Below are 13,478 nucleotides of genomic sequence, written 5' to 3'. Positions count from 1 at the left end.
ATTATACCATGAGAGGAAGCCTGATTTTACACAAATCACGATTATTATTCAGTCATTATGCAAAAGCGCCGCCCCCGCTATTCCGGGGTGGGTCATTTCATACGGGTCCAGAATCAGACTCAGTTCCTCTTCGCTCAGCACATTGTATTTCAGACACAAGGCCCGCACCGATTCTCCGGTCAGAATAGCTTCTCTGGCAATCCGCGAGACGACTTCATATCCCAGATGCGGGTTCACGGCGGTAATGATGCCGACGCTTCTCTCCACCTCACGCGCAAGCTTCTCCTTATTGGCTTCAATCCCTGCCAGACAATAGTCGGTGAACACCCGGAAGGAATTGTTCATGATGCTGATCGACTGAATCAGATTGAATACCATCACCGGCTCCATGACGTTCAGCTCCAGTTGACCGGCCTGAGCGGCGAGACAGATCGTATGATCATTGCCAATCACCTGAAAAGCCACCTGGTTAATCACCTCGGCCATCACCGGATTCACCTTGCCGGGCATGATGGACGATCCCGGCTGGCGGGCCGGCAGCGTAATTTCATTGAAGCCGGAGCGCGGGCCGGAGGCCATTAGCCGCAGATCGTTGGCGATTTTGGACATATTCATCATGCAGACCTTCAGCGAGGCCGAGACTTCGGTATAGGCATCCGTATTCTGCGTAGCATCGACCAGATGCTCCGCACCCACCAGCGGTAGACCGCTGATCTCAGCCAGCAGCTCGACGACCCGCTTGATGTAGCGGGGATCGGCGTTCAGTCCGGTACCCACGGCGGTCGCGCCCATGTTCACCTCATAGAGATGGCCCCGCGTATGCTCGATCCGCTGAATGTCACGCTCCAGCACCCGGCTGTACGCCTCGAATTCCTGTCCCAGACGGATCGGCACCGCATCCTGCAGGTGGGTCCGCCCCATTTTGATGACCGAATCGAATTCAGCCGCCTTCTGCAAAAACACACCGTGCATCGTCCGCATCGTGATCAGCAGCTGCTCCAGCAGAGATAACGTGGCAATATGGATCGCCGTCGGAAAAGCATCGTTCGTCGATTGCGCCATATTCACGTGAGTGTTCGGACTCAGCTGCAGGTAATCCCCCTTGGCCTTGCCCAGCAGCTCCAGCGCACGGTTCGCAATCACTTCATTGGCATTCATATTCAGCGAGGTGCCCGCGCCGCCTTGAATCGGATCAACGATGAACTGCTCATCCCAGTTCCCAGCGATCACCTCATCTGCCGCTTGGACGATGACCTCACCCAAGCCCTTATAGAGGCGGCCGATTTCCATGTTGGCGAGCGCAGCGGATTTTTTGACAATTCCCATCGCCTTGATTAATTCATGATGCACACGGTAGCCGGTAATCGGGAAATTCTCCACCGCCCGGAGCGTCTGTATCCCGTAATAGGCCTGATGCTCCACCTGCTTGCTGCCCAAAAAATCCTTCTCCAGCCGATATTCTGTCTCTGTCATCCTGCTCTCCCCCATGTCTTCAGTAGTAGATCGTCTGCTGCAAATTAGTCAACTTATTCTCTCCTTGCAGCTCCAAAGATATTACCTTCATTGCTGCGCCATGCTTAGGGTCTATGCGGGTAGCGCAAAAAAAACCGGCAGCCATTGCTGACCCCCGGGCTCTATGTCATTGTAGCTTAAAATTTAAGATAGTTCCAATCCGAAAAAATCATCATATCCACCGGGAGCGAACCGTCCCGTTTAGACCTTATAATGTTCAAATGATACCGGTTTGCCGTTAATCAGCGCTTCTATTCCCGTATGCTTATGGTCTATGCTGAGCTGTAGGCGCTCCTTCCCGCTCCAGACCGTATACGCTGCCGACAGGATCTCTCCCTCCGTAAATTCCGGTGCCCGCTGTATAGCGGCTAATGCAAATTCCTCAAGACTGCGTATTCCCAGCTCCGCCGCCTGATCTGCGCTAAGCGCTTCGACCACGACGCCTCCTGGCATGTTTTTGGACGTTACCTCCAGATAGGATGGCCGCTCCAGCAGATCATATTCATGTGATACATAGACGGAAAAATACACATTGCCCGCATACCCAAGCAGCGCCTTGGGCTGTCTGATCCATTCGCCTAACGGAAGCACCCCGACGATGGCCGTATCCTCTCCTTCGGGCACCGGGAACAGCGACAGGATCGTGTTCCGATGATACAGCACCTCCATATAAGAACTTTGGTGCCGGGGATCGCCCGGCTGGTAGCCTTGACCCGGATGGAAAAAATAAAGCCGGTTCACGCCCGCCGCCGCCGGAACCGGCAGCGAGAAGGCCCAGCGCAGCTGCTCATTGTCGAATTCCTCCACCCGCTCCCACATCCCGCCTGCCGCGTAATCCTTGCAGATATAGGCGTAGGAATGCAGCGCCGGCTGGCGCTCAGGGGATCCGGCAACTACCTTCTCGGTCTTCTTGCAGACCTCTACGGGTAATTGGCGGTTCAGAGCAGCGGAGCGCACCTCTTCGGGCGCTTCATAAAAGAGAAATCCTGCATATTCAGTACGGGGCATCTCCGCAGGCAGAGCGAAATCCCCGAACTGCACATAGTCGTGCAGCAGGTTGCCGTCTGCCGGAACATCATGCGGCCAGCCCCGGGAATGCCCGCCCGCCCAGGCTCCTTGAAGATACCACTGGCTACGCTCGGTCCACAGGAAGTCCAGCATCTCGCCAAGAGTCTCTCTGACGCTGCTGTCCGCTTCAAGCTCCCAGGCGCAGGTGAACGCCTGCACCCAGTGCCAGAACCACGGCAGGCTGCCATACTCCGGCATGCCCTTCGTACGGATATGCGCAAGCGTAATCTCCAGGCTGTGCCGCCCGTCTTCCCGCAGCTCTTCATCCTCATACAGCTGGCCGAAGATCAGCTTGGCTGCCGTATATTTTGCTTCATGATGGCCGAAGGTCGCTACCTGCTTACGGAAGAATCCGCTGCGGTAGATATGCCCGAGTGCCGTATGGAATGCCACGCGCAGTCCCGCGCTGAACTGGGCGGAATACTGCTTGCAGAACCAGACCATCAGACTGCCCATGATCTCAACCGGCAGCTCATGCGGTGCTGCATCCCGGGGAGCCGGGCTTAGACCCAGCGGCCAGTGTCCGTACAGCTTCGTGCCAGGCTGACGGTTCTGCAGAAGAACGGTCTCCAGCAGGACGGCATCCGCCTTCCGCTGCGCTTCCTCCCGGCTGAACGGCAGCTCCAGGGTATCGTCCACAGCAGCGGCAAACAGATAAGAAGCATAATAGAAGTTATTGCGCACATCATCATGGAACCATAGCCCGCTGTCCAACAGCGGAAGGCCCTCTGCCTCCACTGCGGCTGCGTACATAATCTCCCGCTGGCGTATTTTATAAGAAGTCTCTTGCTGATGCTTAAGCTGGTCTGTCATATCGCTCACCCTCCACAGTGATAGTTCTGTCTTGTAACTTACAATACAATCCATTCTCTCCTGCTCTATTGTGCACGCTTTCAGTACATATGGCAATCATATCGCGGAACAAATAAACTAAAATAAACGTACTAAAAAAGATTATGCTTGATAAATGAACGCAAATGGATTAAATTGTACCTATACGAACGAAAATATGTTTTCTAAGGAGACTGAATATTCGATGGAAAGACGTTTTGCATCACATCCGAATGAAGTGAAGCAGTTTGACACTGAGCGCCTGCGTAAGGAGTTCCATATCCCGGTTATCTTTGCACCAGACGAGCTGAAGCTTGTCCTGACGCATGAAGACCGCATGATTGTTGGCGGAGCGAATCCGGTAAACGGCGAGGTGGCTCTGACTACGGATCTCAAGGAGCTTGGCGTAACTTACTTCCTGGAACGCCGTGAGCTGGGGATCATCAATGTCGGCGGCCCAGGTTCGGTGGTTGTGGACGGTACTGAATATGAGGTTGATTTCAAGGAATGCCTGTATGTGGGCCAAGGCTCGAAGGATGTTATTTTCAAGAGTGCGGACAGCGCTAAGCCGGCAAAATTCTATCTGAATTCCGCTCCGGCTCACCAGTCCTACCCGACTACGAAGACTACGCTGGCTGAATCCGAATCCGGGGCCATGGGTGGTCTGGAGAATTCCAACGAACGGACGATTCACCGCTTCATCCACACGAACGGCGTGCAGAGCGCACAGCTTGTAATGGGGATGACTCAACTGAAGCCGGGCAGCATGTGGAACACCATGCCATCGCACACGCATCCGCGCCGGATGGAAGCCTACTTCTATTTCGATCTGCCGGACGATTCCATCGTCTTCCACCTGATGGGCGAACCGACCGAGACCCGCCACATCGTAATGCACAATGAACAGGCCGTCATCTCGCCAAGCTGGTCCATTCACAGCGGTGTGGGTACGCATAACTATACCTTCATCTGGAGCATGGCCGGAGACAACAAGCGGTATGATGATATGGACCCCGTAGGGATGAAAGAATTACAATAGAAGCAAATCAACTACGGAAAGATGAGGCAGGCGGATGAACCCGATACGGCGGCACGAGATGATTATGGAAGTTATGCTGAACCAGAAGGATGTAACCGTGAACGAACTGAGCGACAAGCTCCAGGTCACAGGCAAAACGATCCGCGAGGACTTAAGCAAGCTGGAGGAACAAGGACTGATTATGCGCGTCCACGGCGGCGCCGTGCTGGCACAGAGCGATCAGTTCGGCATTCTGCCCCTGCGCAATCCGCTGGATAAATACGCCGAGGAGAAGACGGAGATTGCCCGGCGTGCGCTGGCGCATATCGCTCCGGATGACATCATTGCCCTGGACGGCGGAAGCACAACGCTTGAGATTGCCCGGCGGCTGGACAATATTCCCCTTACGGTCATTACCAATGATGTCTACATCATCAGCGAGCTGGTTCCCAGAGACAACATTCGTCTGGTCGTTCCCGGCGGTTACCGTGTCCGCAATATGCTGGCTGGTCCGGAAGCCGTGTCCTATGTACAGAAGCTTAATATTCAAAAAGCCTTTCTCTCAGCCACAGCCGTTCATATTGAACACGGCCTGTCCATCTATACCGGCGATCTTATAGATTTCAAACAGGCGTTAGTCTCCACGGCCCGCCAGGTGTTCGCCGCATGCGATCATCACAAGTTCGGTCAGACCGCGCTGCGTACCTTCGCTTCCCTGCAGGAGGTCGATGTGCTGCTGACAGACAGCGGGCTTGCCCCGGAGACTGCCGAGCTGTTCCGCAAGGCTGGCGTCAACATTGAATGCGGGTAATTGTACAATTCATCTAGCTCAAAGGAGAGATTAATCATATGTCATCTTTATTCAGCTTGGCAGGTAAAACAGCAATCGTAACAGGTGCGGCGCAAGGTCTTGGACAAGGGATTGCCATCGCCTTCGCAGAAGCCGGTGCAGACGTAGTCTCCGTATCTCTTAATTCCAGTGACGAGACCGTAGCAGCCTGTGAAGCTTTTGGCGTCAAAGCACTGAGCATCGCCACTGACCTCAGCGACCATTCCAAGCTTCAAGGCATGTTCGACGAAGCCGTTGCCTTCACCGGCAAAGTGGATATCCTCGTCAACTGCGCAGGCATGATCCGCCGCACTCCAGCCAAGGACCACAGTGAGAAAGACTGGTTCGACGTCATTAACCTTAACCAGAACACCGTCTTCCTGCTGTCCCAGATTGCCGGCCGCCACTTCCTCGAAAGAGGCAACGGTAAAATCATCAACATCTGCTCCATGCTCTCCTACCAAGGCGGCATTAACGTGCCGGGCTACACAGCAAGTAAGCATGCCGTAGCCGGTCTGACCAAAGCCTTCGCCAATGAATGGGCAGGCTCGGGCCTTAACATCAACGCGATTGCTCCAGGCTACATGGCTACCGAGAACACTGCTCCAATCCGTGCGGACCAGAGCCGCTCCGACTCTATCCTTGACCGTATTCCAGCCGGACGCTGGGGAACTGCCGAAGATGTGAAGGGCCCAGCCGTATTCCTGGCCTCCGCCGCTTCCGACTACCTGAACGGCCACATTCTGAATGTGGACGGCGGCTGGTTGGCTAGATAAAGAACTAATACAAAGAACCCCCGGTTGCTTCTTATGAAGCATGGCCGGGGGTTTTGTATGTTCCTTATAGTCTGCTCATGAGTTGAGGACGGGTTATGTTGTCCGAAATCCTTTGGAGACAGATCAGATTGCCAATTCCAAGAACCGCTAGATAGATCATCGACCCCATTAGCATGTTCGGAGCCAAGTAGATGATATTCAATACCGGGAACACAAACAAAAATGACAGAAGGCTTGTCACATACAAGCCCTGACGCGGAGTTCTGAGCCGCAGAGAAAGAATAGCTGCTATGAACATCATGGCTATGGATGAGAGCAGACTAACGGGAAACAGCAGGATAAGCTGTGCAGCCGTATAGCCTTGGATGGAGACAAGATCAGGCCTGATCAGCGCTGCAATAGTTATGCCCGCCAGCGTCAGCAGCGATGAGAGGGTCAGCATGACCGCCGTTACAAGCACTGGAATCATACATTTTGCCAGAAAGACCGGCCGGATCTGCAGAGGTGTAGACAATAAGGCTTCCCCTGTCTTATATACTTTCTCCCCGCCTACGGAGTACGCTATTAAGTTAGTCGGCACTCTTGGTATCATTAGCACGGTTAGCAGCACGGCGTAGTTGAGGTCAAGCGTTCCCGTAAAATACAGCAGCAGACACACCATAGCAACCGGCGAGAAGCACAGAAAAACAAAGCTCAGGAGCATCCTTTTCAAGGTCATTAGCACCTTCCATTCCAATCTCAAAACCATGCCAAACTGAGATCTCGGCAGAGCTAATGATAAACGCTGCTGATGTGCTCTCTCCGGCTTTTGGATGGTGATGGGCTGGAAGAAATCCGGCTGCTTCATCCTCCAGATCTTCGCTGCGATCCTCGAAATAACCCAAAGGTAAATCAATGCAGAGATACAGCTTATGATCAGCGCCGATAACAAGTCCACGGTTCCTATAACCGATAGACAGATGACAAACAGAAAGCTCAGAGGATAAGCCAATAGCGACACCCGCTGGTTGGCAGCCCGCAAATCCCCTGATGTGGAGGAAGCATACACCCCGCCCATGCATATTGCACTATAATTCAATGCAGCTACAATCATGATGCACATCCATTGCCAAGGAATCAACGCCGCTTCGCCGCCGGCAAGAAAGCTCGTTAACGCGGAGCAAAGGACGGTAATAGTGAAGTAGCCCAGCGCAAAAAAGAAGCAGAATTCAAACTTCCTCCAGAGCATGCTTTTTCCATGGATGGGACTGGACAGGAGTGTCTCCAAAGTGCGGTGCTCCCGTTCTCCCGCGATGCTGTCAGATAACATGGGTCTCACTAAGATTGCCGTAAGTAATGCAGCTAAGCTTAAGGAGACTTCTACCCCGTGCATGAATATTGGAACGATTATACCGGTAATGCCGATGGATAGGCCATAAAAGAAGAGCATCCCTTTGTCACTTGTAAACTCAGCGCACTGCATTCGAACAACGGGATAGGATCTATTCATCGTCCTCCCCCTGCTCCATATCCATATCCATATACAGCTTTTCAAGACTGAATTGCCCGTTCTCCAGGTAATGTTTGCTGTCTTGGAGCACTGAGATGGAATCGGTAAAAATATTTCGCCCGTGCCGCAGAATCGTGATTCTATCACACAGCTTCTGGACCTCTTCCAGATGATGCGTGGTCATAATGATGGTGGTTCCCTCTTCCTTCGCCAGCCGCGATAACATCTTCCTTAGATCGGTTGTGCTGACAGGATCAAGGCCATTCGTAGGCTCATCCAGGATCAGAAGGCGCGGTCTATGAAGCATAGCCCGGATCAGGGCAACCTTTTTTCTCATGCCGGTAGACAAGCCCTTAACAATCGTTCGTTTCTTGTCATGCAGTTCAAATGTCCGCAGCAGCCCGTCAATACGGCTACTCGATTCGACACGGCTCATACCATAAATATCAGCGTAATACATCAGGTTATCCCAGACGTTCAAAGACTCATACAGCCCAACATCTTCGGATAAAACGCCGCACATTCCCCGCACGGTATTCCCGTCCCGTATAGGATTGCTCCCAAAAACAAGGATATCCCCTTCGTCCGGCTCCAGCAGACCAAGCAGCAAGCGAAGCGTTGTCGTCTTTCCCGCTCCATTATGCCCAAGCAGTGCATAGATCTCGCCCTCCGCAATACTCAGATCAAGGCCGTTTACGGCAGCCACACCGCCAAAGGACTTTCTGACACCTTCGAATTGTATGTTTCTCATACTCCTCCGCCTCACCTTTTAGATTATCAATATGTATAGCTTACTGCACATAATTAGTATAGTCAACTATACATAAATGGTGTAGTGAACTTGACTAAGCTCTTATCCGTGCAACATAATAATAGAGCTGAGGTGAACAGTATTATTTCGGGGGAGGTGGCAAGTTAGTGCAAACAAGAATACGCGAGCTGCGAAAAGAGCGGCGGATTTCCCAAGAGGAGTTGGCTAAGGCCTTACGCGTCACACGCCACACCATCACTTCAATTGAGAACGAAAAATATATCGCCTCCCTCCCGCTTGCCTATAAAATTTCAAAATTTTTCGGTTTGCCGATCGAGGACATTTTTGATTTTTCAGATGTGGAGGATATCGACTATGAAGTCTTTTGAAAAGGAGCTGCGGCGGCGGATCGTTATCAATTCATTCTACGCGGCAGGTATGGGGATAACCGTTATTGTGGCGTTTATACTCAAAGCGTTCGTATGGGGCAGGCTTGACACGCTGGACAGCTGGGATATAGGGATTCTCGCCGGTTTATTGTTCGGTTCGTGGATTACTGCCGCTCTCCGTATTGCCCGGCTCCGCAAGGCGCTCAAGGACCCTGAAACATTAGAAGCGTTACATATTGCAGCACAAGATGAACGGAACCGGATGATCGCCTTAAAAACTGGCCGGGCTGCTATACGTCTTTTCCTTCTTTTATTGGCTCTCTCTGCTGTCGTCGCCTCTTTGATTAACCAAACCGTGTTCTTAACGATTGCTGTGACTTTGATTACACTTCTGTGCTTGTACTTTCTGTTATCGGCATACTACTCCCGGAAAATTTAACTTACTGGGGCAATGGAGGCAAATTGTATGAACGAGGAATTATTAGCTACGTTTGATGAACAAGGGAACCGGACGGGGACGGCTCCCCGGGACGAGGTTCACCGCCAAGGCCTTTGGCATGAGACCTTCCACTGCTGGTTTGTCCGCAAAGCTGACAGCGGGCTGAGGATATGCCTCCAGCTGCGCAGTCCGGAGAAGCGAGATTATGCCGGGCTGCTCGATATTACGGCTGCCGGACATCTGCTGGCTGACGAGACCGTTATGGACGGTATCCGCGAGGTGCAGGAGGAGCTGGGGCTTGAGATTGCTTTTGACGAGTTGCAGCCGCTGGGGGTCATCCCCTACCAGATGGACTCCGCAGGATTCATGGACCGTGAACGGGCGCATGTATATGTCTATGAGAACCGCTATGCACTAAGTGAATTCACCCCGCAGGTGGAAGAAGTGGCAGGAATCGTGGAGGCCCGCTTCGCTGACTTCCGCAGCTTCATCTCGGGAGCAGACAGCAACCTTCATGTGCAGGGCTTCCAGATCAACGGGAACGGCGAACGAACGGGCATCGACGAGCTGGTGGACTTCACGCACTTTGTCCCGCATGAGCTTGAATATTTCAGGCGGGTGATTGAGGGGATTGAGCGGTTGTATAAAGAACCAGAGCCAGAAATATAACCAAAACTAAAAGGCAGAACCCGTGGATGGGTTCTGCCTTTTTCTGTAACTCCATGTAACTTTGCAGATACATGTAACTATATTACGCGATTAAGCCGCTTCACTTATGCTTTAGCCGCTGCACGCTTCAGAATTGCAAGTCCGTTCACTGCCAGCTTCAGCTCGGCCGGAGCGGCTGCGCCGGATTCTACATCGGTGTAGGCTTGTCCGTCCAGCGTCACTACTTGCTCGGAGCCGCTGAAATTCTGCACGAATACATACTCATGCTCACCATCGGAACGCAGCTGGGCGGTTACTCCGGTCGGAAGCTCACTGTTCAGGGTGCGGCTGATCCGCTCTTTTCCGGTAATTGCGGCGTATAGATCCACATAGAACTGCGCGTCCTTCACACGTGTTGCCAGATGATATGCCTTACCTGCTCCCAGCTTGTTCACAGTGAGTGCAGGACGTCCGGCGTAGAAGTCACTGCGGTAATGGCCCAGCGCCTCGGCGCCTTCCAGATGAATCAGCTCGGCGATCTCATGCGCATCATATTCGCCGCTCAGCTTCAAGCTGTTGCCAGGGTCCAGCACCAGACCGTTCAGGTCGCGGCTGTGCAGCCCTTCTGTCTCTTCGGCCCAAATGCCCAGCGTTCTGCGCAGCGGTCCAGGGAAGCCGCCCAGGTGACACAGATCGGTCTCGCCGACCACTCCCGACCAATAGGTGGCAAGGAAGGTTCCGCCTTGCTCTACGTACTTCTCAATCCGCTTCCCGTTCTCTTCGCTGATCAGGTACAACATAGGAGCAATCACCAGCTTGTAGCCGGACAGGTCATCGCCTGAGCCTACGACATCCACCGGAATTCCCAGCTCCCACAGTCCCCGGTAATGCTGAAGCACAGTCTCTTCATATTTCAGGCCGGAATTGCGGATACCTTGGGCATCCTTCACCGCCCAGCGGTTATCCCAGTCGAACAGAATGGCTGTCTCAGCAGGAGTTGTTGTACCTACAACATCCTCCAGTCCTGCAAGGGTACGGCCCACCTCAGCTACATCCTTGAAGACACGGGTCTCCGTGTGCCCGCTGTGGTCAATAACAGCGCCGTGGAATTTCTCGCTGGAGCCGCGGCTTTTACGCCACTGGAAATACTGTACGGAATCAGAACCATGCGCTACTGCCTGAAGGGAGGACAGCTTGTGCATTCCCGGACGCTTCAGCTTGCTGACAATCTGCCAGTTCGTGAGGGAAGGCGTGCTTTCCATGAGCAGGAACGGCTTCTTTTTGAAGCTGCGGTACATGTCATGGTGCATGGCTGTCCAAGCGGCCAGACGGGCGTCATCATCGTCCTCGGTATATCCCCAGTCCGGGTAAGCATCCCATGATACCACATCAAGAATCTTGGCCATATTGCGGTAGTCCACGCCATCAATCATATGCATATTGGTAGTCACAGGCAGATCAGGATTGAACCCGCGCACGGCGTCAATCTCATGCTGGCAGAAGTTGATCGTCTGATCGCTTACGAACCGGCGCCAGTCCAGGTTAAGCCCGTGAACCTGTGTCTCACCATGCGGAGCAGGGGACTCGATCTGTTCCCACGAAGTGTACGTATGGCTCCAGAAGGTAGCCCACCAAGCGTGGTTCACCTCATCCAGATCGTTATTGTACTTCGCCTTGAGCCAGTCTCTGAAGGCATCCTGACAGTAATTACAATGACATTCGCCGCCGAATTCATTAGAGATATGCCAGCCGATCACTGCCGGATGATGCGCATAACGCTCAGCCAGCTTGGAGTTGATCAGCGCTGTTTTTTCACGGTAGACCGGTGAAGTGAAGCAGTGATTATGACGGACGCCGTGCAGGTTGCGCACCCGGTTCCGTTCCACCCGCAGCACTTCAGGATACTTCTCGGACATCCATGCCGGACGCGCACCGCTCGGAGTAGCCAGGAAGGCGTAAATTCCATTCTCCGCAAAACGGTCCAGCAGCTGGTCCATCCACTCAAAGTTAAATACCCCTTCTTCGCGCTCCAGGGAGACCCAGGAGAAAATCCCGACAGACATGACATTACAGCCTGCCAGCTTCATCATACGGATATCTTCTTCCAGCACCCCCGGATATTTCAGCCATTGCTCGGGATTATAGTCGGCGCCGTGAAGCATTACAGGAGCCTTGCTGCTGATTGCAGGAACTTTGCTGCTCATATTATTTCATCCTCTCGATTAGGTGTGATGGTAGATGTCAGGATGGGACTTTTCACTGATACAATTTCTTCTATAGCTCTGTCCCTCTTGCTTGTAACGTTTGATACTATTTATAATAAAGGATAATCTGTGATCAATGGTAGGATAATAATAGCGTTTGCATAGCACAAAATGAATATGAGGTGTTCGTATGCTCCCCTTCTCTCTGATTGAAATGCCGCGTGACCTGAATGCTTTCCCTCTCTATCCGTACTCTGTCGGCCGTCATATCCAGTATCACCATGTGCGTCCTGCCGGATTCCCGGTGCATCAGATTTTTCTGATCCGCAGCGGCAGCGGGCGGTTCCGCGACCTGGAGGATGGCACCGAAACGGTGTTGCAGCCGGGGATGGCCTATGCATTTCCGCCCGACCGCGGACATGAATATTATCCGTTATCCCACGAACCGTGGCATGTCGGCTTCATCGGGTTCCACGGCAGCCAGTCCGCCTCTGTTCTGGAGGGTCTCGGCCTGCTGCCGCCAGCCCCGTTCCGCCTCGAACGGTTCGAGGAGTGCTGGGAGCTGCTGGGCGGGATCTGGCACACGGTGAACGGGAACAGCTCGGCGCGTCAGGAGGAACAGGCGATGCAGGACTTGTCGGTGACGCTGTACCGGCTGTTGCTGATGCTGCGCAGAAGTGAAGTCTCCACAGGTGCAGCGACCCGGCTGGAGAACGAAAACGTCCGCAACGAGGCGCTGAACAAAGCGGTCAGTCTGATCAACGAGCATTTCACCGAGCCGCTGCTGATCACCAATCTGGCGGCGGCTGTCGGTTATTCCGTCCAGCATTTCCAGCGTCTGTTCCTGCAGGAATACGGCGTCACTCCGCATAAGTATCTCCAGAACCTGCGGCTGCAGCGCGCCATGCAGATGCTGACCGAGGACCCGGAGCGGCCTGTGCAGGACATCGCCCTCAACCTCGGCATGGAGACCAATTACTTCATCCGCGTCTTCCGCAAGGCCCATGGAGTGACTCCCGGGGTGATGCGCAGCCGGCTGCACAGGAGCACAGAATGACAGTCCGGAAGCGATCATAGCTCTGCAAGCCGTTTATATTCCCCCTGTGCCGCCATCCTTTCCCGCTGCCTAACCAAACTAGCGGGAGGCTTCGCGCGCATTTCGCGACGGCTCCCCTGTCAGTTCAATATTGTTGTTCTAATTGCCACTTTGACCCCTGAATATCAGGGTGTTCAAGAGGATTGTTGCCCGAAATGCAGGAATTGTACTGCTCAGCCGCCTTAAGGCCGGGATATTCTGCTTTTGGTGCAACATTTTCTATTTGGTTCGAATGAGTGAGGAGAATGTTGCAACATAGGCAGGATTCTCACAAAGTCACCGCTAATTCTTATGCAAAACTCTAAGCACTGCTTGTATAACGCAAAAAAAAACTACGGTTGATTATCTCTCTAACTATCCTGAAATCGGGTAATAACAGGTAAGACCTAACTTGGAGGAATCATCATGAAACCACAAAAGAGAGGCTT

12 protein-coding genes are annotated in these 13,478 nt (G+C 53.1%); 7 read left to right on the top strand and 5 right to left on the bottom strand.

Annotated elements, in window-relative coordinates; all coding sequences use genetic code 11:
• Nucleotides 1-48: 48 nt before the first annotated feature.
• Together aspA and ACFSX3_RS07310 are read right to left on the bottom strand one after the other, a co-directional pair.
• A complete protein-coding gene (aspA, locus tag ACFSX3_RS07315; RefSeq protein WP_209989466.1) occupies nt 49-1,473 on the bottom strand; it encodes an aspartate ammonia-lyase in 1,425 nt (474 codons plus the stop codon).
• Between the two features lie 240 nt (nt 1,474-1,713).
• The gene (locus ACFSX3_RS07310; RefSeq protein WP_209989463.1) at nt 1,714-3,393 is read right to left on the bottom strand and encodes a hypothetical protein; all 1,680 of its coding nucleotides are present in this window, start codon (nt 3,391-3,393) and stop codon (nt 1,714-1,716) included.
• Between the two features lie 223 nt (nt 3,394-3,616).
• Between ACFSX3_RS07310 and kduI the strand changes: the two genes are divergently transcribed.
• Genes kduI through kduD form a run of 3 tightly spaced genes read left to right on the top strand, consistent with a single transcriptional unit; the run spans nt 3,617 to nt 6,034 of the window.
• Nucleotides 3,617-4,450, top strand: coding sequence for a 5-dehydro-4-deoxy-D-glucuronate isomerase (gene kduI / locus ACFSX3_RS07305; RefSeq protein WP_036699154.1), 834 nt, complete (start codon nt 3,617-3,619; stop codon nt 4,448-4,450).
• Nucleotides 4,451-4,484: 34 nt separating this feature from the next.
• Complete coding sequence (locus tag ACFSX3_RS07300; protein ID WP_209989460.1) at nt 4,485-5,240, top strand: DeoR/GlpR family DNA-binding transcription regulator; 756 nt, start codon at nt 4,485-4,487, stop codon at nt 5,238-5,240.
• A gap of 38 nt (nt 5,241-5,278) precedes the next feature.
• Nucleotides 5,279-6,034 carry a 2-dehydro-3-deoxy-D-gluconate 5-dehydrogenase KduD gene (gene kduD / locus ACFSX3_RS07295; protein ID WP_209989457.1) on the top strand — a complete coding sequence of 252 codons (756 nt, stop codon included), beginning with the start codon at nt 5,279-5,281 and terminating at the stop codon, nt 6,032-6,034.
• A gap of 64 nt (nt 6,035-6,098) precedes the next feature.
• On the opposite strand, the gene ACFSX3_RS07290 is transcribed toward kduD, so the two are convergent.
• The gene (locus ACFSX3_RS07290) at nt 6,099-7,523 is read right to left on the bottom strand and encodes a hypothetical protein (RefSeq protein WP_209989452.1); all 1,425 of its coding nucleotides are present in this window, start codon (nt 7,521-7,523) and stop codon (nt 6,099-6,101) included.
• Nucleotides 7,516-8,274: an ABC transporter ATP-binding protein gene (locus tag ACFSX3_RS07285; protein WP_209989448.1), complete on the bottom strand. Its 759-nt coding sequence runs from the start codon at nt 8,272-8,274 to the stop codon at nt 7,516-7,518. The genes ACFSX3_RS07290 and ACFSX3_RS07285 overlap by 8 nt, the downstream gene beginning before the upstream one ends.
• 167 nt (nt 8,275-8,441) lie before the next feature.
• On the opposite strand from ACFSX3_RS07285, the gene ACFSX3_RS07280 reads away from it, so the two are divergent.
• The 3 genes from ACFSX3_RS07280 to ACFSX3_RS07270 are packed head-to-tail and all read left to right on the top strand — an operon-like array spanning nt 8,442 to nt 9,771.
• Nucleotides 8,442-8,663, top strand: coding sequence for a helix-turn-helix transcriptional regulator (locus tag ACFSX3_RS07280; RefSeq protein ID WP_209989445.1), 222 nt, complete (start codon nt 8,442-8,444; stop codon nt 8,661-8,663).
• A complete protein-coding gene (locus ACFSX3_RS07275) occupies nt 8,650-9,102 on the top strand; it encodes a hypothetical protein (protein WP_209989442.1) in 453 nt (150 codons plus the stop codon). Before ACFSX3_RS07280 ends, ACFSX3_RS07275 begins: the two co-directional genes overlap by 14 nt.
• A gap of 27 nt (nt 9,103-9,129) precedes the next feature.
• Complete coding sequence (locus tag ACFSX3_RS07270; protein WP_209989439.1) at nt 9,130-9,771, top strand: NUDIX hydrolase; 642 nt, start codon at nt 9,130-9,132, stop codon at nt 9,769-9,771.
• A gap of 104 nt (nt 9,772-9,875) precedes the next feature.
• On the opposite strand, the gene ACFSX3_RS07265 is transcribed toward ACFSX3_RS07270, so the two are convergent.
• On the bottom strand, nt 9,876-11,954 hold the full coding sequence (locus tag ACFSX3_RS07265) for a beta-galactosidase (RefSeq protein ID WP_209989436.1): 2,079 nt from the start codon (nt 11,952-11,954) through the stop codon (nt 9,876-9,878).
• Nucleotides 11,955-12,144: 190 nt separating this feature from the next.
• Here ACFSX3_RS07265 and ACFSX3_RS07260 point away from each other — a divergent pair, with 190 nt between their 5' ends.
• Nucleotides 12,145-13,011 carry an AraC family transcriptional regulator gene (locus ACFSX3_RS07260; protein ID WP_209989433.1) on the top strand — a complete coding sequence of 289 codons (867 nt, stop codon included), beginning with the start codon at nt 12,145-12,147 and terminating at the stop codon, nt 13,009-13,011.
• The last annotated feature ends 467 nt before the right edge of the window (nt 13,012-13,478 follow it).

The organism is Paenibacillus rhizoplanae (assembly GCF_042684125.1).
Lineage (GTDB): Bacteria > Bacillota > Bacilli > Paenibacillales > Paenibacillaceae > Paenibacillus_AQ > Paenibacillus_AQ rhizoplanae.
The sequence above is the reverse complement of the archived record's forward strand: the minus strand, read 5'-3'. Positions and strand labels throughout refer to the sequence as shown.